Genomic DNA, 20,218 nt, shown 5'->3' with positions numbered 1-20,218 from the left:
GTGGAGCGGTTCGTGCTGGACATCCGGCGCCACCCGGCGGGGACCGGCACGATGGCACGCTGCTCGGCGGTGGACATGCCTGACGAGTGGGCCCGCCGGTGGGGCGGGCCGCTCCGTTTCCGGAGGTGGGAGGCCCGCGGGCCGGACCGGGCGGCGCGGGCGGGGGCGCGGTCCGGAGCAGGGGGCGCGGCGGGGGAGAATGCCCCCCGTACGAAGTACAGGGCGGCGGAAGGCGGCGGGTCCAGTGGAACCTCGGATCATCGGCAGCGGCACGGACGAGCACCTCGCGGACCCCTTCGGGAGCGCCGCGCTGCGCCGACGGGTGCTGGACGCCTGGGCCGCCTCGCCGGCCCGGTTCCGGGAGGACGCCAACGCCGAGGAGGAGCTCGCCCTCGGCGGCTACCGCGACCGCCTGGTCGTCGAGTTGGCGCAGAACGCCGCCGACGCGGCGGTCCGGGCCGGGCGCGGTCCCGGCCGGCTGCGGCTCACCCTCGCGGACGGCGTGCTGGCCGCCGCGAACACCGGGGCCCCGCTGGACGCGGCCGCCGTCGAGTCGCTGTCCACCCTGCGCGCCTCCTCCAAGCGCGGCGAGGCACCCGCCGTCGGCCGGTTCGGCGTCGGCTTCGCCGCCGTCCTCGCCGTCACCGACGAGCCGGCCGTGCTCGGTGCCGCCGGCGGGGTGCGCTGGTCGCTCGGCGAGGCCCGCTCGCTGGCCGACGCGCAGCCCGCGCTGGCCGACGAACTGCGCCGCCGGGACGGCCACGTCCCGCTGCTGCGGCTGCCGTTCGCGGCCGAGGGCCCGGCCCCGGACGGCTACGACACGGTGGTGGTCCTGCCGCTGCGCGACGCCGCCGCCGAGGACCTGACCCGCCGTCTGCTGGCCGGCGTCGACGACGCCCTGCTGCTGACCCTGCCCGGCCTCGCCGAGGTCGTCGTGGAGACCCCGGAGGGCACCCGGACGCTCACCCGGGCCGCCGCCGAGCCGCGCCCCGACGGCGTCACCGAGGTCACCGTCACCGACGACGCGGGCGGCCGGCTGCGGCAGACCGTCTGGCAGACCGCCGGCGCCACCGGGACCCTGGCCCCCGAACTGCTCGCCGACCGCCCGACGGAGGAGCGCGCCCGCCCGTACTGGACGGTCACCTGGGCCGTGCCGGTCGCCGCGGACGGCACCCCGCAGCCGCCCGGCATCGCCGCGGTGCTGCACGCCCCGACCCCCAGCGACGAGCCGATCGGCCTGCCCGCGCTGCTCATCGCCTCCTACCCGCTGGACTCCACCCGCCGGCACGTGGCCGCCGGCCCGCTCGCCGACTTCCTCACCGAGCGCGCCGCCGACAGCTACGCCGACCTGCTGCGGGCCCGCGGCGCCGACCTCGGCTCGCTGGGACTCGTCCCCGGGCCGCTCGGCCGGGGCGCGCTCGACAGCGCGCTGCGGGCGGCCGTCCTCGCCCGGCTGCCCGGCACCCCGTTCCTGCCCCACCCGGCCCCGGTGGAGGAGGGCACGCCCGCGCTGCGGCCGCGGGACGCCACCCTGCTGGAGGGCGCCGACGGCTCGGTGGTCGAGGCGCTCGCGCCGATCTTCCCCGGGCTGCTGCCGGCCGGCCTGGAGCGCCGCACCGAGCTGCGGGTGCTGAACGTGCGCCGGGTGCCGCTCGCCGACGTGGTCGACCAGCTCGGCGGCCTCGACCGCGAGCCCGCCTGGTGGCGCAACCTGTACGCGGCGCTGGGCGCGGCCGACCCGGAGGCGCTCGGCGCGCTGCCCGTGCCGCTCGCCGACGGCCGCACCGTCACCGGCCCCCGGAGGGTCCTGCTGCCCTCGGAGGACGCGGACTGGGCGGCCTTCCCCGGCTACCCCGAGTCGCTGGCCGGCGCGCTCGCCGCCCTCGACCTGCGGCTGGCCCACCCGGAGGCCGCCCACCCGCTGCTGGCCCGGCTCGGCGCCGGCACCGCCACCCCGGCCGGTGTCCTCGACACCCCCGAGGTGCGCGCCGCCGTCGCCCGCTCGCACGACCTGGCCGAGGACGACCCGGACGCCGCCGCGGACCTCGCCGACGCCGTCCTGGCGCTGGTCAGGGCCGCCGCCCCGGCCCCCGGCGAGCACCCCTGGCTGGCCCGGCTGGCCCTGCTCGACGACGAGGGCGAGCCCGCCCGGGCCGGTGAACTCGTCCTGCCCGGAAGCCCGTTCGCCGCCCTCGCCCGGGAGGAGGACGCCGGCTGGGTGGACGACGAGCTGCTGGACCGGTGGGGCCCGGAGGTGCTGACCGCCGTCGGCGTGCTGGCCGACTTCGTGCTGGTCCGCGCCGAGGACGTGGTGCTCGACCCGGACGACCTGGAGCGCCTCGACCCCACCGCCCCCGCCGACCGCGCGGCCGGCGGCCACCCCACCGGACTGCTCGACGAGGCGCCCGACGGCCTGGCCGAGTGGGCCGAGGAGGTGCTGGAGACCCTGCACGCCGACGACGCGGTGGGCGTGCCGCCGGTGGCCGCCGAACTGCTGGCCGTGCGCGACCTCGACCTGGTCGACGACGACGCGTGGCCCGAGGCGCTCGCCGCCCTCGCCCGCCCGCCGTACCGGGACGCCGTGGTCAACCCCGTCCGCACCCTGCTGCCCGACGGCTCCTACGCCGACCTGCCGCCGTACACCGCCTGGTGGCTGCGCGACCACCCGGTGCTCGACGGCCGCGAGCCCGCCGGGCTGCGCGCCGCGGGGGCCGACCCGCTGCTGCGCGGCCTCTACGACGAGGCCCGCACCACGCTGGACGAGCAGTTCCTGCACGCGCTGGGCGTGCGCACCACGCTGGCGGCGCTGCTGGCCGAGCCGCACGGCCCCGACGAGGTGCTGGACCGGCTCACCGACCCGGCGTCCGAGATCGGGCACCGCCAACTGCACGGCGTGCACAGTGCGCTGGCCCGGGTCGACGCGGAGCGGATCGAACCGCTGGACGTGGTGCGGGCGCTGCCACCGCTGGACCGGGACACCGGCCGCCGCCCGGCCCACACGGTGATCGTCGACGCCACCGAGGCGGTCGTCGCGGACGCCCCCGACCTGGTCCAGCTGCTGCACGGCTACCCGCTGCTGCCGGTCGCCCCGGCGCTCGCCGCCGACCTGGCCGAGCGGCTGCACGTCTCGCTCGCCAGCGAGGTGGCCGGCGGGCGGGTGCTCTCGGAGGGGACGCTGCACCGGGTGCCCGCGGTGGTGCGGGAGCTGCTCCCCGGCTGCCCGGTCGCCTACGAGGAGCACGAGGAGCTGCTGGTGGTCGGGCCGGACGGCGCCGAGGCCGCGGTGGACTGGCGCTGGGACACCGGGGCGGACGCGCCGGAGGCGCCGTACGACCCGGACACGGCCGAGGCCGCCGACGAGGACGACGAGTTCGAGCTCCCGCCGGTGCCCGGACTGCTGCACGCGGCCACCCCGGAGGGCCTGGCGGCCGGGCTGGCCTGGTCGGTCGGGCAGTGGCACCGCCGCTTCGAGGTGCTGGCCGCGCTCAGCGAGCCGGACCGGGCCTACGAGCTGTCGGCGGCGCGGGACTTCGAGGGCTGACCGGGCCGAACGGGCTGACCGGACTGACCGGGCGGGGCCGGCTGAGCAGGCGGGGCGGCCGCCCGGTCCGGTCCGGTCCCGGTCGTGGGGCGGGCCGGTCCGGCCCCGCGCCGGTCAGTCGTCCGCCCGGCGCTGCACGAAGTGCCAGGTGATCTCCAGGAGCACCCCGCAGACCAGGGCGACGCCGACGCCGATCCACGGGTCCCGGGTGCCGACCAGGGAGAGCTGGAAGAAGTCCGACAGCCAGGGCACCAGCAGGACCAGGGCGAAGGCGCCGCCCATGCAGCCGATCAGCAGCAGCCGCCACCAGTTGTACGGGCGGGCGACGATGGCGAGCACCCAGAGGGCGATCAGGAAGAGCGTCAGGGTGGCCACGCTGGTGTCGGCCTTGAGGTCGGTGGCGTGGTCGGCACGGGCCAGCGAGTAGGCGACGAAGGTGCCCGTCCCGGCGATGACGCCGCCGGGGACGGCGAGCCTGAGCACGCGCCGGACGAAGCCGGTGCGGGCCCGTTCGTTGTTGGGTGCGAGGGCGAGGAAGAAGGCCGGCACACCGATGGTGAGCGTGGAGAGCACGGTGGAGTGCCGGGGCAGGAACGGGTACGGCGAGTGGGTGAAGATCACCAGCAGCGCCAGCAGCACCGAGTAGACCGTCTTGACCAGGAACAGGCCGGCGACCCGCTCGATGTTGCCGATCACCCGGCGGCCCTCGGCGACCACCGAGGGCAGGGTGGCGAAGGAGTCGTTCAGCAGCACGATCTGGGCGACGGCCCGGGTGGCGTCGCTGCCGGTGCCCATGGCCACGCCGATGTCGGCGTCCTTGAGCGCGAGCACGTCGTTGACGCCGTCGCCGGTCATCGCCACGGTGTGGCCGCGGGACTGCAGGGCGCCGACCAGCTGGCGCTTCTGCTGCGGGGTGACCCGGCCGAAGACGGTGGTCCGCTCGGCGGTGTCCGCGAGGGCCTCCGGCTCGGTGGGCAGGGTCCGGGCGTCCAGCGGGTGGTCGGCGCCGGGCAGGCCGAGGTGGGCGGCGACCGCGCCGACCGCGACGGCCGCGTCGCCGGAGATGACCTTGGCCTGGACCCGCTGGCCCTCGAAGTAGCGCAGGGTGTCGGCCGCGTCGTGGCGCAGCCGCTGCTGGAGCACCACCAGGGCGAGCGGGACGAGCCCGGCCGCCGGGTCCGGGGAGTCGAGCGGGGCCGGTGAGCGGCCGAGCAGCAGCACCCGCAGGCCCCTGGCCCCGAGCTCGTCGACCTCGGCGAGCGCGGGGTGCCCGGCGGGCAGCAGGACGTCCGGGGCGCCGAGCAGCCAGCTGGCCTCGCCGCCGTGCGGTTCCAGCAGCTGCACGCCGCTCCACTTGCGGGCGGAGGAGAACGGCATCGCCTCGATCACCCGCCAGCCGTCCCCCCGGCCGTCGTCGCCGCGCCCGTAGGCGTCGATGACGGCCTGCATGGAGGGGTTGGGGCGGGCGTCGGCGCCGGCCATCACACCGAGCGCGTGCTCGACGGCGGCCGGGGCGGGCGTTCCGGGAGCGCCGTCGGAGAGGATCCGCAGGTCGACGACGTCCATGCCGCCCTCGGTGAGGGTGCCGGTCTTGTCGAGGCAGACGGTGTCCACCCGGGCCAGGCCCTCGATCGCGGGGAGCTCCTGGACCAGGCACTGCTTGCGGCCGAGCCGGACCACGCCGATCGCGAAGGCGACCGAGGTCAGCAGGACGAGGCCCTCGGGGACCATCGGGACGATGCCGGCCACCATCCGGCGCACCGCCTCGCGCCAGTCGCGGCCCTCGACGGCCAGCTGGCTGATGATCAGACCGATGGCGGTGGGGATCAGCAGGTAGGTGATGAACCGCAGGATGCTGTCGATGCCGCTGCGCAGCTCCGACTTGACCAGGGTGAACCGGCTGGCCTCCTCGGCGAGCTGTGCGGCGTACGCCTCGCGGCCGACCTTGGTGGCGGTGAACGCGCCCGCCCCGGCCACCACGAAGCTGCCGGACATCACCTGGTCGCCGGGCTGCTTGAGGACCGGGTCGGGCTCGCCGGTGAGCAGCGACTCGTCGATCTCCAGGCCGTCCGCCTCGGTGACCTCGCCGTCGACGATGACCTTGTCGCCGATGCCCAGCAGCACGGTGTCGTCGAGCACGATCCCGCCGACGGCGATCTGCTCGACGGCGCCGTCGCGGCGCACCTGGGGGCGGGCCTCGCCGATCAGGGCCAGGCTGTCCAGGGTCTTCTTCGCGCGCAGCTCCTGGACGATGCCGATCGCCGTGTTGGCGACGATGACCAGGCCGAACAGACCGTCCTGGATCGGACCGACGACCAGGATGATCCCGAACATCACGCCGATGATCGCGTTGAAGCGGGTGAAGACGTTCGCCCGGACGATCTCCTTGGTGGAGCGGCTGGACCGGACGGGAACGTCGTTGACCTGGCCCCGCGCGACGCGCTCGGCGACCTCGGCGGCGGTCAGGCCGCCGCGTCGGCCGGGCAGCAGGCCGAGCGGGTGCGCACCGTCGGGGCGGGCGCCGTCCGCGGGCTGCTCTTCCGAGGAGTGGGCAGGCTGCGTCATGGCACCGACTCTACGGGTGCCTTATGTCCGATGCGTGCTACTAAAGGACTATTCAGTCCGACTGGGTGGCCGGGTCCTGGCCGCCGTCCCCGCCCGCCCCCGCGGCGGCCGCGGCGGCGCGGTCGCGGGCGATCGCGTCCCGGCGGGCGCGGCAGTACCAGAGGCCGATCAGGCCGAGCAGGCCCCCGGACAGGCAGATCCACGGCCAGGTGCCGTGGCCGTGGTCGGAGAGGGTGCCCTGGAAGGGGACGAGGGCCAGGAAGGCGACGAACCACAGCACCGTGCCACCGCCGACGATGGCGACGTCGTTGGCCTCCAGCGGAGGGGGCGAGGGGTGCAGCGGCGTCTTGGGCATGGGGCCTAGCGTACGGTGCGGCGGGTGGTCGGCCGCCCCGGGACGGGGAGCCGCTCGCCGGGCGGTCGGCGGATCCGTGCCCGGCACCCGCCGGATCCGTGCCGGGCGCTCGCCGGATCCGTGCCGCGCGCACCGGATTCCCGGCGGCCGGCGCGCCGGATCTCCGCGGATTCCTGCCCCAAGTGTCGTTCTACGCGCGAAGATAGCGCGTGTGCGATCGGGAAACCATACTTGAAGTTCCGCGCCCGGCCACCGTCGCCACGGGCGTTCTCCCCCTCCTCAGCTCCCCCACAGAGGACGCACGCATGCCTGTGGTCCAGCCGGCCACCGAGTCGCCCGACCCCTCCTCCAGCAAGCCGAATCCCCCCACCGGCGTCCTGGACCGCTTCTTCCGGATCAGCGAGCGCGGCTCCACCCTGCCGCGGGAGATCCGCGGCGGCGTGGCCACCTTCTTCACCATGGCCTACATCCTGGTGCTCAACCCGATCATCCTGGCCAGCGCCACGGACATGACCGGGGCCCACCTGGACAGCGCCCAGCTGGTCACCGCCACCGCCCTCACCGCCGCCCTCACCACCCTGCTGATGGGCGTGATCGGCAACGTCCCGATCGGACTGGCCGCCGGCCTCGGCGTCAACACCATCGTGGCGCTCCAGCTCGCCCCCAGGATGACCTGGCCGGACGCCATGGGCATGGTCGTGCTGGCCGGCTTCGCGATCATGCTGCTGGTCGCCACCGGTCTGCGCGAGCGGGTCATGAACGCGGTGCCGCTCGGCCTGCGCAAGGCCATCGCGATCGGCATCGGCCTGTTCATCACCCTCGTCGGGCTGGTCGACTCCGGCTTCGTCAGCCGCATCCCGGACGCCGCGCACACCACCGTCCCGCTGCAGCTCGGCGCCACCGGCCACCTGCTCGGCTGGCCGGTGCTGGTCTTCGTGTTCGGCCTGGTGCTCACCCTGGTGCTGGTCGTCCGCAAGGTGCCCGGCGCGATCCTGATCAGCATCGTCGCGAGCACCGTGCTCGCCGTGGTGATCGACAAGTTCGCGGACGTCCCGGCGCTCAGCTGGGGCCTGACCGTCCCGGCCTGGCCCGGCAACCCGGTCGCCGCCCCGGACTTCGGCCTGGTCGGCCAGGTCAGCCTGTTCGGAGGCTTCGGCAAGGTCGGCGTGCTGACCGGCGTGCTGTTCGTCTTCACCGTGCTGATGTCCTGCTTCTTCGACGCGATGGGCACCATCCTCGGCGTCGCCGACGAGGCGCACCTGCTCGACGAGAAGGGCGACCTGCCGGGCATCAACCGGATCCTGATGGTCGACGGCATCGCCACCGCGGCCGGCGGCGCCACCTCCTCCTCCGCCAACACCTGCTTCGTCGAGTCCACCGCCGGAGTCGGCGAGGGCGCCCGCACCGGCTTCGCCTCGATCGTCACCGGCCTGCTGTTCGCGGTGGCGCTCTTCCTCACCCCGCTCGCCACCATGGTCCCGGCCCAGGCCGCCACCCCGGCCCTGGTCACCGTCGGCTTCCTGATCCTGGCGAACTCCGTCCAGGAGATCGACTGGGCGGACTACACCATCGCGATCCCGGCCTTCCTGACCATCGTGATGATGCCCTTCACCTACTCGATCACCAACGGCATCGGCTTCGGGTTCATCGCCTTCTGCATCCTGCGGCTGGCGGCCGGCCGGGGCCGCAGCGTGCCCGTCCCGATGTACGCGGTCGCGGCGGTGTTCGCCTTCTACTACCTGATGCCGGCGCTCGGCCTGCTCTGACGGCTCCGGTACGCCCGCGGCCCCGTGCTCCCCGTGGAGCGCGGGGCCGTTCGATATCGCGAAGGCGCCGCGGCTGATATCGTTTTTCTGTTGTCGCCCCAGGGAGGAACGGCCATGACGCGTACGGTGATCGACCTCGACGACGACCTCCTGGCCGAGGCGCAGCGCCTGTTCGGCACGACCACCAAGGTCGCCACGGTCAATGCGGCGCTGCTGGAGGCCGTGAAGCTGGCCCGCCGGATAGAGCTCGCCGACGCCATCGCCAGTGGGGAGTTCGACCTCCTCGCCGAGCCGGGCGAGTCGGCTGCGGCGTGACCCGGGAGCGCTACCTGATCGACAAGTCGGCCCTGGCACGCTGGGGGAAGCCGACGGTGCGGCCGGTTCTCGACGACCTCTCGCAGCGCGCGCTCCTGGCGGTCAGCGCGGCGGTCGAGATGGAGGTGCTGCACAGCGCCCGGAGCGCGGCGGAGGCGGACCGGCTGAGCCACCTGCTCAGGGGTTTCGACTACCTGCCGTGCACCGACGAGGTCTGGGACCGGGCGAAGGACGTCCAGCGTCGTGCGCTGTTCCGGGGCCACCACCGCGCCCTGTCGATGGCCGACATGCTGATCGCCGCCACGGCCGAGCGGCACGGGGTCACGGTGCTGCACTACGACGGCGACTACGACATGATCGCGTCGATCACCGGGCAGCCCGCTCGCTGGGTCGTGCCGGCCGGATCCGCCGACTGACTTCCCGCCGGGGCGGGTGGCCGGGTCAGTGCACGCAGAACTCGTTGCCCTCGATGTCGGCCATGACCGTCCAGGCGCCGCCCGGTTCCTCGACGTCGCGCAGGACGGTGGCGCCGAGCGCGCTCAGACGGGCGACGGTGGACGCGCGCTCGCCCTGGCCCGGGTGGACGTCGAGGTGGAGGCGGTTCTTGCCCTGCTTGGGCTCGGGGACGGCCTGGAAGAGCACGCGGCGGCCGAGACCGGTGCCGGTCGCGGGGTCGTACGGGTCGTCGGGGTGGCGGACGGCGGCGAGGGAGCGCCAGGCGGGGTGGCCGTCGACCTCGGTGACGGCGTCCGGGGCGACGGCCCCGGCGTCGAGCAGCCGGGTGATCAGGGCGGTGTGCTCCTCGAGGGCGTAGTCGAGGGCGGCGGCCCAGAAGGCGGCGAGCCGGTTCGGGTCGGCGCAGTCGATGACGAGCTTCCAGTGCAGCGGCATGTAACCGGTTCTACCGGTGTCGCGGGGTGCGGGCAACGACCGGCTCGCACAATGTCAAAAAGGCGACTGTTGAGGGCAGTTGGCGGTGGGAATACTGCCTGGACGGACACGGGGAGGGGACGCGACCGATGGTGCAACAGGATCCGCCCGGGGGGGACGAGGCGAAGCTGCTGCCGGACCTGTTCTGGACGGCGGACAAGGCTTCGCTGGACGGCCAGCGCGAGACGCTGCGCTGGTACCGCGGACTGATCGCGATGCTGGTGATCGCGGCCGTGATCGGCTCGTTCCCCGGCCCGGACCACAAGGGCGACAGCGACATCACGCCACTGTTCTCGGTGGCCGCCTTCCTGGTCGCCGGCTACTTCTGGTCGCGGCTGCGCCGCGGCAACCCGCAGGGCCGGTGGTACGAGGCCAGGGCGGCGGCCGAGTCGGTCAAGACGCTGGCCTGGAAGTACACCGTCCGGGCCCGGCCGTTCGACGGCGGGGCGGACTCCGCGGACGTCGACCGCGGCTACCTGCTCCAGCTCGAGGACGTGCTGCGGGCCTTCGAGGACCCGGAGATCGTGCCGCCCGGCACCGTCCCGGAGATCACCGAGGAGATGCGGCGGGTGCGGGCCGGGAGCCTGACCGCCCGCCGCACGCTCTACCTGCGCACCCGGGTGGAGGGGCAGCGCACCTGGTACCGCGCCCGGGCCGAGGCGTGCGAGACGCAGGCGGTGTCCTGGGGGCTGGGCATCGCCGCGCTGATCATCATCGGTGCGGCGGCGGCCATCGCCCAGGCGACCGGAGCCCTCCAGGTGCACGTGTTCGGGGCCAGTTCGGCCGCGGCGGCCGCCGTCATCGCCTGGACGCAGCTCAAGCAGCTGCGCCCGCTGGCCGCCGCCTACCAGCTGGCCGCGCGCGAGCTGGAGAACGTCGGCAACCAGCTCTCCGACCTCGACCTGCGGGCGCCGGACGCCGAGGCGCGCTGGGCCCGGCTGGCCGCCGAGGCGGAGGACGCGGTGTCCCGCGAGCACACCACCTGGCGGGCCCGCCGGGCGTTCCCGAGGTAGCCGGGAGGCGTCAACTCGGGGGAGGGGCTGGGGAGATCCGGCGAAGCAGGGACCATCCCGGGGGCACAGGTGTGCGGGGTGCGTGAGGGTCGGGCGGGGAGCCGCGGAACGTAATCATTACGTGTCCATGCCCTGGTTTCATCGCCTCCGCGCGACCCCCAGTCCTGCCCGGAGGCCCTTCTTGCGCATTCTCCTGATCACCAGCGCGTTCAACAGCCTGACCCAGCGCGTCCACACCGAGCTGCGCGAGCGCGGCCACCGGGTGGCCGTCCGACTCGCCCTCGACGAGGAGCGGATGCGGGCGGCGGTGGCCGACACCGACCCCGAGCTCATCGTCTGCCCGATGCTCACCAAGGCCGTGCCGGAGGACATCTGGTCCACCCGGACCGTCCTGATCGTGCACCCCGGCCCGCAGGGCGACCGCGGCCCCTCCTCGCTCGACTGGGCGATCACCGAGGGGGCGGAGCGCTGGGGCGTGACCGTCCTGCAGGCCGTCGAGGAGATGGACGCCGGTGACGTCTGGGCGTCCGTCGAGTTCCCCGTCACCGCCTGCGGCAAGAGCGAGCTGTACCGCGGCGAGGTCGCCGACGCCACCGTCGAGGCCGTCCTGCTCGCCGTCCAGCGCTTCCAGGGCGGGCTGTTCACCCCCGAACCGCTCGACTACGGCCGGCCGGACGTCCACGGGAGGCTGCGGCCGCCGCTCCGGCAGGGGGACCGGCGGATCGACTGGGCCGCGGACGACACCGCGACGGTGCTGCGCAAGCTGCGGGCCGCCGACTCCCAGCCCGGTGTGCTCGACGAGCTGTACGGCCGCGAGTACTTCCTGCACGGCGGCCACCCCGAGGACGAGCTGCGCGGCCCGGTGCCCGGCGCCGTGCTCGCCACCCGCGACGGCGCGATCTGCCGGGCCACCACGGACGGCGCGGTGTGGATCCCGCAGCTGCGCCCGCGCCGCACCCCCGGCGGCCCGGCCACCTTCAAGCTGCCGGCCGCGACGGTGCTCGCCGACCGGCTGCACCGGGTCCGCGAGGTGCCGGTGAGCCCGTCGTCGGCGGCCCGCCGGGACACCTGGTCGGAGCTGCGCTACCGCGAGGAGGGCGACGTCGGCTTCCTGGAGTTCGCCCACGCCGGCGGTGCGATGGACACCGGGCAGTGCCGCCGGCTGCTCGCCGCCTACGTGGAGGCGGCCGACCGGCCCACCTCGGTGCTGGTGCTCGGCGCGCCCCGGGACTTCTACTCCAACGGGATCCACCTCAACGTCATCGAGGGCGCGTCCTTCCCGGCGCTGGAGTCCTGGGAGAACATCAACGCGATGGACGACCTCGTCCACGCGGTCCTCACCACCACCGACAAGCTCACCGTCGCCGCACTGGCCGGGAACGCGGCGGCCGGCGGCCTGATGCTGGCGCTCGCCGCGGACGAGGTGTGGTGCCGGGAGTCGGCGGTGCTCAACCCGCACTACCGGCTGATGGGCCTGTACGGCTCCGAGTACTGGACGTACACCCTGCCCGCCCGGGTCGGCGCCGAGCGGGCCGAGCGGCTCACCACGGAGGCGCTGCCGGTCGGCGCCGAACAGGCCCGCCGGATCGGGCTGGTGGACCGCACCCGCGGCGGGGACGCCGCGGCCTTCCGTCGCTGGGTGGCCCGCGAGGCCGCCCGGCTCGGCGGCTCGCCCGAGCTCGCCGGGCGACTGGTGGAGAAGAAGCGCCGCCGGGCCGCCGACGAGGAGGCGAAGCCGCTGGCCGAGTACCGGGCGGAGGAACTGCGGCGGATGCACGCCAACTTCTACCGGGCCGGCGAGCCGTACCACGCGCTGCGGCGGGACTTCGTGCACAAGGTCTGCCCGGTGGCCACGCCGGCGCACCTGACCGGACTGCTCGGCCGTCCGGAGTAGCCGGGGTCATCGCGCGGCGGCGCCCGGCCGGGGTGGGGGACCCGGCCGGGCGCCGCCGCGCCGGGGGTTCAGCGCTGGGCGCCGACCCGGTTCAGCGGCCGCCGCTGCCGCGGCACCAGCGGGGCCGCCGGTCCGGCCAGCAGGGGCTGCGAGGAGGCGCGGCTGGGGGAGACCGCGAAGGCCAGCGAGCCGAAGAAGACGTAGCAGCCGAGCCCGACGCCCAGCGGGAAGATGAACTGGAGCGCCATCACCCCGCTCTGGACGGACTGCGCCGGGTCCAGTCGCACCGAGAGCGCCGCCATGCCGGTGTAGTGCATCGCGCAGACCGCCACGCCCATCACCGGCGCGGCCGCCAGGACGGCGAGCGTGCCGCGGATGTTCAGGGCGGCCCAGAGCGCCGCCGTCGCGGCGAACACCGCGATCCCGACGGAGAGTCCGACGGTGACGTGGTCGTAGCCGAGGTGGCCGGGCAGGACCATCGCCGCCATGCCCAGGTAGTGCATGGCGGCGACGCCGAGCCCGGTGGTCAGGCCGCCGGCCAGCAGCGACAGGACGGGCCTGCGGCTGTACCCGACGGTGAACAGCCCGACGCCGACGACGGCGACGGCGACCACGAGGCTGAGCACGGTGAGCCCGGGCCGGTAGCGGATCTCGACCCCGCTGACGGAGAAACCGAGCATCGCGATGAAGTGCATGGACCAGATGCCGGCCCCGAGCGAGCTGGAGGCGAAGAGCAGCCAGACCGCGCGGGTGCGGCCCTGCGAGACGAGGGCCCAACGGGCGCTGCGCAGCGCGACGAAGGCGCCCACGCAGGCGATGAAGTACGAGACCGCCGGTGTCACCCAGCCGTGGTCGGCATGGTGGATCTCACCCAAGAGAGCTCCCTGGAGGGATGAGGGGATGCGGGCGCCAGGGCTCGGGCGGAGGCGGTGGGCCGGAACGGGTCGGCCGGTGGAACGCGCGGGTGGGCGCGGGAGGACGAGGGCTCCGCCGTGGGGAGACCTGGGCGTGTGGTGCCCCTGACAACGGGGACAGTAGCCACTGCCCGGCGGCGGCACAATGTTCGGGGTTTTCGTGAAATCGCAGGTCAGGATGGGCCTTTACGCGGTCTGCATGATCTTGGCACCAAGCCCTGACACCGCCTGCGCACGGCCCCCGGGCCGGTTGGTGCGTTACTCCAGGGGGGCTAGCCCGAACGGGTGGCCGGCCGGGTCGATCAGCACCTTGAGCGTCCGGCCGTGCTGGTACGTCGGCTCGGTCGCGCCGAGCTCCAGCGCCTTCGCGGTGGCCTCGTCGAGGTCGTCCACGTAGAAGTCGAGGTGGAAGTGCTTGCTGCCGTCCGGCTCCGTCCACGGCTCCGGGCGGTAGTCGGTGACCCGGCCGAAGCCGAGCGGGCTGCCGCCCTCGGGGTTGTCCAGGATCGCGAAGTGCTCGTCCGAGTGCCGGGTCTCCCAGCCGAGCAGCTCGCCGTAGAACGCGGCCAGCGCGACCGGGTCGGCGCAGTCGATGGTGACCATGGCGAGCCGGGCGAAGCCGGTGTCGTTCTGCTCGGTGACGAGGTCGGACATGTGTGGTCGGCCCTTCTGGGAGTGGTGTCGGCCCTTGCGGAAGGGGGAGCGGGCACCCGGCGGCGCGTCGGATCGTGGCCTACGACCAGCATCGCACCGGGGCGATCTTCCGGCGCGGCGGTGCGTGCGGGAGAGGGCGGCGCGGGGCCGCCGGGTGGGGGGTGCCGCGGTGCGTGCGGCGGTGTCGGGAACCGGGGCCGCCGGGGCGGGCGGGGCGGGCGGGGCGGGCGGGAACCAATTTTCCTTAGCGAGAGTAATGAGATAGGCTAAGGACATGCCCGAGATGTCCGAGCAGGACCTCGCAGCGGTCAACCAGCTGCGGTCGTCCACGATGCGCCTCTCCCGTCGACTCAAACACCAGAGGGTGGAGGAGTCGCTGAGCCCCACCGAGATGGGGGTGCTGGGCACCCTCGCCCGGTGCGGGAAGGCCACACCGGGTGAGCTCGCCCGGAAGGAGCACGTGCAGCCCCCGTCGATGACCAGGATCGTCGCGATGCTGGAGGAGAAGGGGCTGGTGCGGCGCGAGCCGCACCCCGAGGACCGCCGCCAGGTGGTCGTCAGCAGCACCGAGCAGGCGGAGGCGATCCTCGCGGAGAGCCGCCGCCGGCGCAACGTCTGGCTCGCCGAGCTCGCCGAAGGGCTCGACGAGGAGGAATGGGCCGTCCTCCGCGAGGCCGCGCCCGTGCTCTACAAGCTCGCACACCTCTAGGCACACCCACTCCGGCGAGCCGGCCGGAAGAAGAAGGAGCACCGCATCACCGCAGGACCGACCACCGAAACCAGGAGCGCGACGGCCTTCGCCAGGGCCGCCGCGCCGCGAGGGGAGACCACCTTGACACCGCCGGCCGCAGCCAGCGCCGCCGCCGTCCGCACCGACGACGTGACCACCGACCCCACCGCGGCCGGTGCCGCGGCCGCCGACCTCCAGGCACCCGCCCCCACGGGGCTGCCCGGCAGCGGCGACGACGACCCCGACGAACGCACCGCGGCGGACGACCCCGCCGCTCCCGGCCGCAGCCACGCGGCCACGTCCCCCACCGGAGCCCGCTTCACCCGGCCCGGGGGGATGTTCTCCTCCCTGCGCGTCCGCAACTACCGCTACTACTTCGCCGGCCAGGTGGTGTCCAACACCGGCACCTGGATGCAGCGGATCGCCCAGGACTGGCTGGTGCTCAGCCTCACCGGCAGCCCGCTCGCCGTCGGCATCACCACCGCCATGCAGTTCCTGCCGATGCTGCTGCTCGGCCTGTTCGGCGGCGTGCTCGCCGACCGGATGCCCAAGCGCCGGCTGCTGGTCTACACCCAGGGCGCGATGGGCCTGCTCGCCGCCGGCCTGGCCGTCCTGACCATCGGCGGCGTCGTGACGCCGTACTACGTGTACGCCTTCGCGCTGCTGCTCGGCCTGGTCACCGTGGTCGACAACCCGACCCGGCAGGCCTTCGTCTCCGAGATGGTCGGCCCCAAGGACCTCTCCAACGCGGTCAGCCTGAACGCCGCCAACTTCCAGACCGCGCGCCTGGTCGGCCCCGCCGTGGCGGGCCTGCTGATCGCCGCGGTCGGCAGCGGCTGGGCGTTCGCCGTCAACGCGCTGTCCTTCGCCGCCGTGATCGGCGGGCTGCTCGCCATGCGCGAGTCCGAACTGCGCCCGACCGCGCCGATCGCGCGTGAGAAGGGGCAGTTGAAGGAGGGGCTGCGGTACGTGAAGGAGCGGCCAGAGCTGCTCTGGCCGATGGTCCTGGCCGGCTTCATCGGCACCTTCGGCTTCAACTTCCCGACGCTGCTCTCCGGTTTCGCCCACGACACCTTCAAGGTGGGCGCCGGGCAGTACGGCCTGCTGAACACCGCGATGGCGGTCGGTTCGCTGGCCGGCGCGCTGCTCGCGGCCCGCCGCGGCGCACCCCGGCTGCGCCGGCTGGTGGGGGCCGCGCTGGCCTTCGGCACGCTGGAGGTGGTCGCCGCGTTCGCGCCCGACTACTGGACCTTCGCGGTGCTGCTCACCCTGATCGGGGTGTTCGGGCTCAGCTTCAACACCTCCGTCAACTCCGCGCTGCAGCTGGGCACCGACCCGGCGATGCGCGGCCGGGTGATGGGGCTGCTGGTGCTGGTCTTCACCGGTGGCACGCCGATCGGCGCCCCGGTCGTCGGCTGGGTGACCGCCTCGTACGGGCCCCGGCTGGGCCTGCTGGCCTGCGGACTGGTGTCCGCGCTGGCCGCCGGCGTGGTCGGACTGGTGCTCGCCCGCAGCGCCGACCTGCGGCTGCGCCTCGACCTGCACCCGGGCCGCGGCGGGCGGGTGGTGGCCTTCGTGCCGCGCACCGGCACCACCAGCAAGTCCCAGCTGGCCGCCGCCTGCTGACGGGCCGCCGGGCCCCGGGGGAGTGCCCCCGGGGCCCCGCGGTCACAGCCGGATGGCGAGGACCTGGCCGGGCCAGACGCCGTCCCCCTGCGCGACCTCGAAGCCCTCGGTCTCGGTGAAGCCGAGCGCGCGGTAGCGGCCGACCAGCTTGCGGTCCGCGCCCGCGTAGCAGTCCACCCGCAGCAGGCCGAGGCCGCGCCGGCGGGCCTGCGCCACGGCGTCGGCGATCAGCGCGGCGCCGATCCCCGAGCCCTTGCGGCTGCGGTCGGTGACCAGGTTGCGGATGAACAGCTCGGGCTCGTCCGCCGGCGGGACGTGCGGCCCGCGCTCCTCGGAGAGCACGCAGGAGCCGACCGTGCGGCCCTCGCCGTCCACGGCGAGCCGGATCAGGAACGGCTCCGCGCCGTACCGGGCGACGTGCCCGGCCCGGGCCGGGACGGTGCTGAAGGGCTGGTCGCCCCACTGGCCGGTGCGGCCCTGGCCGGCCAGCCAGGCGACGGCGCCGTCGAGCAGGGCGAGCACGTCCGGGATGTCGTCGGGGCCGCCGGTGCGGATCGTCACGCCAAGGGAATCGGTCATGGGACGTTCTAACCCGGACGGCCTCCCGCGGGAAAGCGGGGGCGCGGCGGCGCGGGGGAGGATGGCGGCATGAGGCTGTTCGTGGCGGTGCACCCGCCGGACCGGGCGCTGCGGGGGCTCGCCGCCGCGGTCGAGCCGCTGCGAGGGCTGCCGGGGGCGGACCGGCTGCGCTGGACCGCCGTCGACGGGTGGCACCTGACCCTGGCGTTCCTCGGCGAGGTGGCGCCCGAGCGGGTGCCGGAGCTGGAGGCCGGCCTGGCCGGGGTCGCCGAGGTCCACCCGGTGCACCGGCTGCGGCTGTCCGGGGCGGGTCGGTTCGGCGACCGGGTGCTCTGGGTCGGGGTGGAGGGGCAGGCCAGGGCGCTGGGCCGGCTCGCGGAGGCCGTCTCCGGGGCTGTCGCCGAGGTGGCCGGGGCGGCCGGTGCCGAGGCCTTCCACCCGCACCTGACCCTGGCCCGGGCGGGCTCCTCGCGCGGCCACCGGCGGGCCGTCCAGCGGGTCACGGCGGCCGAGCTGGACGCCCTGGCGGCCGTGCTGGCCGACTACCGGGGGCCGGAGTGGGAGGCCGCCGAACTGCACCTGGTGCGCAGCGACCCGGACGGCGGCGGGGCGCGCTACACCACGCTGCGCTCCTGGCCGCTGGCGGACTGGTGCTGAACCGCCCCGCGGGCGGGCCCGGCGGCGCTCCGCGGGCCCGGCGGCGGGGGAGCGGACCGGCCTCGGCGTCCGGACGGGTGTGGGCCGGAGGTACCCTCGTTGACCGTGGATCCCAAGACTCGTATGCGTATCGTGACCGGCACCCTGGTGCTGCTGCTGGTCGTCGTGCTGATCAGCTCGCTGTCCGGCCGCTAGGGCGCCCCTGGACGCCCCCGGGGCCGCCCGGGGACGGCTGAGGGCCACCGCCCGCCGGGCGGTGGCCCTCAGCCGTGCGTGGAGCCCGTCAGAGCTGCTCGACCACGTGGTCGATGCAGGCGGTGAGCGCCTCGACGTCGGCCGGGTCGATGGCCGGGAACATCGCGATGCGCAGCTGGTTGCGGCCGAGCTTGCGGTACGGCTCGGTGTCCACGATGCCGTTGGCACGCAGTGCCTTGGCGACCGCGGCGGCGTCCACCGACTCGTCGAAGTCGATGGTGCCGACCACCTGGGAGCGCTCGGCCGGGTTGGCCACGAACGGGGTGGCGTAGGAGGACTTCTCGGCCCACGAGTACAGCCGGGACGAGGAGTCGGCCGTCCGGGCGACGGCCCAGTCCAGCCCGCCGTTGCCGTTCAGCCACTCCAGCTGGTCGGCCAGCAGGAACAGGGTGGCGATCGCCGGGGTGTTGTACGTCTGGTCCTTCGACGAGTTGTCGATGGCCGTCGGCAGGTCGAAGAACGGCGGGATGTAGCGGCCGGAGCCGGCGATCTCGGCGGCGCGCTCCAGGGCGGCCGGGGAGAACGCGGCCAGCCAGAGGCCGCCCTCGGAGGCGAAGGACTTCTGCGGCGCGAAGTAGTAGACGTCGGTCTCGGTGATGTCCACCGGCAGGCCGCCGGCGCCCGAGGTGGCGTCCACCAGGACGAGCGAGCCCTCGTCGGTGCCCACCGGGCGCTTGATCGGCATCGCGACGCCGGTCGAGGTCTCGTTGTGGGTGAGGCCGTAGACGTCCACGCCGGCCTCGGCGACCGGCAGCGGGTGGGTGCCCGGGGCGGTCTTGATCACGGTCGGCTCGGCGAGCCAGGGCGCGGCCTTCACCGAGGAGGCGAACTTGGAGGAGAACTCGCCGAAGTCCAGGTGCTGGGACTTCTCCCGCACCAGGCCGAAGGCGGCGATGTCCCAGAAGGCGGTGGAGCCGCCGTTGCCGAGGACGACCTGGTAGTCCTCGGGGAGCGAGAAGAGGCTGCTCACGCCCTCGCGCACGCGCTTGACCAGGTTCTTGACCGGGGCCTGGCGGTGGGAGGTGCCGAGCAGCGAGGTCTGGGTGGCGGCGAGGGCACTCAGGGCCTCGGGGCGCACCTTGGACGGTCCGCAGCCGAAACGGCCGTCTGCGGGCTTGATGTCAGCGGGGATCTGGATCTGAGCCACGCGCGCAGCCTACCGGCCGGGAACCGGCCCGGGGTACGGTCGTCCGCCTCCTGAGATTGTGATCTTCGCTGCCCCCCGACGTGCGGACAGCGGGCCCGGCGGAGGCCGGACCCGCTGTTCAGAGGCGGTGCGCAGGCGGTCGACCGGTGTGCGGCCGGTCGACTCAGTGGGCGATGGCGCCCCAGCCCTCGATCTCCTCGGGGCGGCGCGGGCCGGGGCCGATGTAGCGCGCGGCGGGGCGCACGAGCCGGCCCGTGCGCTTCTGCTCCAGGATGTGCGCCGACCAGCCGGCGGTGCGCGCGCAGGTGAACATCGAGGTGAACATGTGCGCCGGGACCTCGGCGAAGTCCAGCATGATGGCGGCCCAGAACTCGACGTTGGTGGCCAGCACGCGGTCCGGGCGGCGGTTGTGCAGCTCCTCCAGCGCGGCCTTCTCCAGCGCCTCGGCGACCTCGAAGCGCGGCGCGCCGAGCTCCTTGGCGGTGCGGCGCAGCACGCGGGCGCGCGGGTCCTCGGCGCGGTAGACGCGGTGGCCGAAGCCCATCAGGCGCTCGCCGCGGTCCAGCGCGTTCTTGACCCAGGCGGTGGCGTCGCCGGTGCGCTCGATCTCCTCGATCATGCCGAGCACGCGGGACGGCGCACCGCCGTGCAGCGGGCCGGACATCGCGCCGACCGCACCGGACAGGGCGGCCGCGACGTCGGCGCCGGTGGAGGCGATGACGCGGGCGGTGAAGGTGGAGGCGTTCATGCCGTGCTCGGCGGCGGACGTCCAGTAGGCGTCGATGGCCTTGACGTGCTTCGGGTCCGGCTCGCCCCGCCAGCGGATCATGAAGCGCTCGACGACCGTCTCGGCCTTGTCGATCTCGCTCTGCGGGACCATCGGCAGGCCCTGGCCGCGGGCCGACTGGGCCACGTAGGACAGTGCCATCACGGCGGCCCGGGCGAGGTCGTCGCGGGCCTGCTCGGCGGAGATGTCCAGCAGCGGCTTGAGGCCCCAGACCGGGGCGAGCATGGCGAGCGCGGACTGCACGTCGACCCGGATGTCACCGGAGTGGACGGGGATCGGGAAGGGCTCGGCGGCCGGCAGGCCGGGGTTGAACTTGCCGTCCACCAGCAGGCCCCAGACGTGGCCGAAGGAGACGTGACCCACCAGGTCGTCGATGTCGACACCGCGGTACCGCAGGGCGCCGCCTTCACGGTCGGGTTCGGCGATCTCGCTCTCGAACGCGACGACTCCCTCAAGTCCGGGTACGAAGTCGGACATGCGACGGCTCCTT

Annotated in this window: 17 protein-coding genes and 1 pseudogene; 10 read left to right on the top strand and 8 right to left on the bottom strand. The window is 74.5% G+C overall.

Going from position 1 to position 20,218, the window contains the following annotated elements:
* A pseudogene (locus AB0N04_RS23965) lies at window positions 1-96 on the top strand (nuclear transport factor 2 family protein); the annotation flags it as partial.
* Between the two features lie 148 nt (window positions 97-244).
* Window positions 245-3,541, top strand: coding sequence for a molecular chaperone Hsp90 (locus tag AB0N04_RS23960; protein ID WP_360212588.1), 3,297 nt, complete (start codon window positions 245-247; stop codon window positions 3,539-3,541).
* A 114-nt stretch (window positions 3,542-3,655) separates the two neighbouring features.
* Here the strand turns inward: AB0N04_RS23960 and AB0N04_RS23955 are convergent, their stop codons facing one another.
* Both AB0N04_RS23955 and AB0N04_RS23950 read right to left on the bottom strand, forming a co-directional pair.
* Window positions 3,656-6,106 (bottom strand): HAD-IC family P-type ATPase, encoded by a 2,451-nt coding sequence (locus AB0N04_RS23955; protein WP_360212586.1) that lies wholly within the window; start codon window positions 6,104-6,106, stop codon window positions 3,656-3,658.
* Window positions 6,107-6,158: 52 nt separating this feature from the next.
* Window positions 6,159-6,461: a DUF2530 domain-containing protein gene (locus AB0N04_RS23950; protein ID WP_360212584.1), complete on the bottom strand. Its 303-nt coding sequence runs from the start codon at window positions 6,459-6,461 to the stop codon at window positions 6,159-6,161.
* Between the two features lie 305 nt (window positions 6,462-6,766).
* Here AB0N04_RS23950 and AB0N04_RS23945 point away from each other — a divergent pair, with 305 nt between their 5' ends.
* From AB0N04_RS23945 to AB0N04_RS23935, 3 genes are all read left to right on the top strand, one after another.
* Window positions 6,767-8,227 carry an NCS2 family permease gene (locus AB0N04_RS23945; protein WP_360212582.1) on the top strand — a complete coding sequence of 487 codons (1,461 nt, stop codon included), beginning with the start codon at window positions 6,767-6,769 and terminating at the stop codon, window positions 8,225-8,227.
* Between the two features lie 114 nt (window positions 8,228-8,341).
* On the top strand, window positions 8,342-8,542 hold the full coding sequence (locus AB0N04_RS23940) for a type II toxin-antitoxin system VapB family antitoxin (protein WP_360212580.1): 201 nt from the start codon (window positions 8,342-8,344) through the stop codon (window positions 8,540-8,542).
* The gene (locus AB0N04_RS23935; protein WP_360212578.1) at window positions 8,539-8,958 is read left to right on the top strand and encodes a PIN domain nuclease; all 420 of its coding nucleotides are present in this window, start codon (window positions 8,539-8,541) and stop codon (window positions 8,956-8,958) included. Before AB0N04_RS23940 ends, AB0N04_RS23935 begins: the two co-directional genes overlap by 4 nt.
* A 25-nt stretch (window positions 8,959-8,983) precedes the next feature.
* Here the strand turns inward: AB0N04_RS23935 and AB0N04_RS23930 are convergent, their stop codons facing one another.
* Window positions 8,984-9,433, bottom strand: coding sequence for a VOC family protein (locus tag AB0N04_RS23930; protein WP_360212576.1), 450 nt, complete (start codon window positions 9,431-9,433; stop codon window positions 8,984-8,986).
* A gap of 128 nt (window positions 9,434-9,561) precedes the next feature.
* Between AB0N04_RS23930 and AB0N04_RS23925 the strand changes: the two genes are divergently transcribed.
* Window positions 9,562-10,485, top strand: coding sequence for a DUF4231 domain-containing protein (locus AB0N04_RS23925; protein WP_360212574.1), 924 nt, complete (start codon window positions 9,562-9,564; stop codon window positions 10,483-10,485).
* 181 nt (window positions 10,486-10,666) lie between these two features.
* Entirely contained in the window at window positions 10,667-12,379 is a 1,713-nt protein-coding gene (locus AB0N04_RS23920; protein WP_360212572.1) for a hydrogenase maturation protein, read from the top strand.
* A 68-nt stretch (window positions 12,380-12,447) separates the two neighbouring features.
* Here the strand turns inward: AB0N04_RS23920 and AB0N04_RS23915 are convergent, their stop codons facing one another.
* Together AB0N04_RS23915 and AB0N04_RS23910 are read right to left on the bottom strand one after the other, a co-directional pair.
* Window positions 12,448-13,254: an MHYT domain-containing protein gene (locus tag AB0N04_RS23915; RefSeq protein WP_360212570.1), complete on the bottom strand. Its 807-nt coding sequence runs from the start codon at window positions 13,252-13,254 to the stop codon at window positions 12,448-12,450.
* Window positions 13,255-13,551: 297 nt separating this feature from the next.
* Window positions 13,552-13,947: a VOC family protein gene (locus AB0N04_RS23910; protein WP_360212568.1), complete on the bottom strand. Its 396-nt coding sequence runs from the start codon at window positions 13,945-13,947 to the stop codon at window positions 13,552-13,554.
* A gap of 274 nt (window positions 13,948-14,221) precedes the next feature.
* Here AB0N04_RS23910 and AB0N04_RS23905 point away from each other — a divergent pair, with 274 nt between their 5' ends.
* A complete protein-coding gene (locus AB0N04_RS23905) occupies window positions 14,222-14,656 on the top strand; it encodes a MarR family transcriptional regulator (RefSeq protein ID WP_360212566.1) in 435 nt (144 codons plus the stop codon).
* A 357-nt stretch (window positions 14,657-15,013) separates the two neighbouring features.
* The gene (locus AB0N04_RS23900) at window positions 15,014-16,303 is read left to right on the top strand and encodes an MFS transporter (protein ID WP_360212662.1); all 1,290 of its coding nucleotides are present in this window, start codon (window positions 15,014-15,016) and stop codon (window positions 16,301-16,303) included.
* Between the two features lie 42 nt (window positions 16,304-16,345).
* Here the strand turns inward: AB0N04_RS23900 and AB0N04_RS23895 are convergent, their stop codons facing one another.
* Window positions 16,346-16,882: a GNAT family N-acetyltransferase gene (locus AB0N04_RS23895; RefSeq protein WP_360212564.1), complete on the bottom strand. Its 537-nt coding sequence runs from the start codon at window positions 16,880-16,882 to the stop codon at window positions 16,346-16,348.
* Window positions 16,883-16,951: 69 nt separating this feature from the next.
* Here AB0N04_RS23895 and thpR point away from each other — a divergent pair, with 69 nt between their 5' ends.
* On the top strand, window positions 16,952-17,539 hold the full coding sequence (gene thpR / locus AB0N04_RS23890) for an RNA 2',3'-cyclic phosphodiesterase (protein ID WP_360212562.1): 588 nt from the start codon (window positions 16,952-16,954) through the stop codon (window positions 17,537-17,539).
* 283 nt (window positions 17,540-17,822) lie between these two features.
* Here the strand turns inward: thpR and serC are convergent, their stop codons facing one another.
* Both serC and AB0N04_RS23880 read right to left on the bottom strand, forming a co-directional pair.
* On the bottom strand, window positions 17,823-18,941 hold the full coding sequence (serC, locus tag AB0N04_RS23885; RefSeq protein WP_360212560.1) for a phosphoserine transaminase: 1,119 nt from the start codon (window positions 18,939-18,941) through the stop codon (window positions 17,823-17,825).
* A 163-nt stretch (window positions 18,942-19,104) separates the two neighbouring features.
* The gene (locus AB0N04_RS23880) at window positions 19,105-20,205 is read right to left on the bottom strand and encodes a citrate synthase 2 (protein WP_360212558.1); all 1,101 of its coding nucleotides are present in this window, start codon (window positions 20,203-20,205) and stop codon (window positions 19,105-19,107) included.
* Between the last annotated feature and the right edge of the window lie 13 nt (window positions 20,206-20,218).

The sequence above is a fragment of the Kitasatospora sp. NPDC051702 genome, assembly GCF_040681575.1.
Classification (GTDB): Bacteria; Actinomycetota; Actinomycetes; order Streptomycetales; family Streptomycetaceae; genus Kitasatospora.
Note: the sequence above shows the minus strand (reverse complement) of the source record. Positions and strands in the feature narration are given on the sequence as shown.

Bases quoted from the DNA above. Each gene is read 5' to 3' on its own strand.
- AB0N04_RS23955 (WP_360212586.1), bottom strand. From the start codon at position 6,106: ATGACGCAGCCTGCCCACTCCTCGGAAGAGCAGCCCGCGGACGGCGCC.
- AB0N04_RS23950 (WP_360212584.1), bottom strand. From the start codon at position 6,461: ATGCCCAAGACGCCGCTGCACCCCTCGCCCCCTCCGCTGGAGGCCAAC.
- AB0N04_RS23945 (WP_360212582.1), top strand. From the start codon at position 6,767: ATGCCTGTGGTCCAGCCGGCCACCGAGTCGCCCGACCCCTCCTCCAGC.
- AB0N04_RS23940 (WP_360212580.1), top strand. From the start codon at position 8,342: ATGACGCGTACGGTGATCGACCTCGACGACGACCTCCTGGCCGAGGCG.
- AB0N04_RS23930 (WP_360212576.1), bottom strand. From the start codon at position 9,433: ATGCCGCTGCACTGGAAGCTCGTCATCGACTGCGCCGACCCGAACCGG.
- AB0N04_RS23925 (WP_360212574.1), top strand. From the start codon at position 9,562: ATGGTGCAACAGGATCCGCCCGGGGGGGACGAGGCGAAGCTGCTGCCG.
- AB0N04_RS23910 (WP_360212568.1), bottom strand. From the start codon at position 13,947: ATGTCCGACCTCGTCACCGAGCAGAACGACACCGGCTTCGCCCGGCTC.
- AB0N04_RS23905 (WP_360212566.1), top strand. From the start codon at position 14,222: ATGCCCGAGATGTCCGAGCAGGACCTCGCAGCGGTCAACCAGCTGCGG.
- AB0N04_RS23900 (WP_360212662.1), top strand. From the start codon at position 15,014: ATGTTCTCCTCCCTGCGCGTCCGCAACTACCGCTACTACTTCGCCGGC.
- AB0N04_RS23895 (WP_360212564.1), bottom strand. From the start codon at position 16,882: ATGACCGATTCCCTTGGCGTGACGATCCGCACCGGCGGCCCCGACGAC.
- thpR (WP_360212562.1), top strand. From the start codon at position 16,952: ATGAGGCTGTTCGTGGCGGTGCACCCGCCGGACCGGGCGCTGCGGGGG.
- AB0N04_RS23880 (WP_360212558.1), bottom strand. From the start codon at position 20,205: ATGTCCGACTTCGTACCCGGACTTGAGGGAGTCGTCGCGTTCGAGAGC.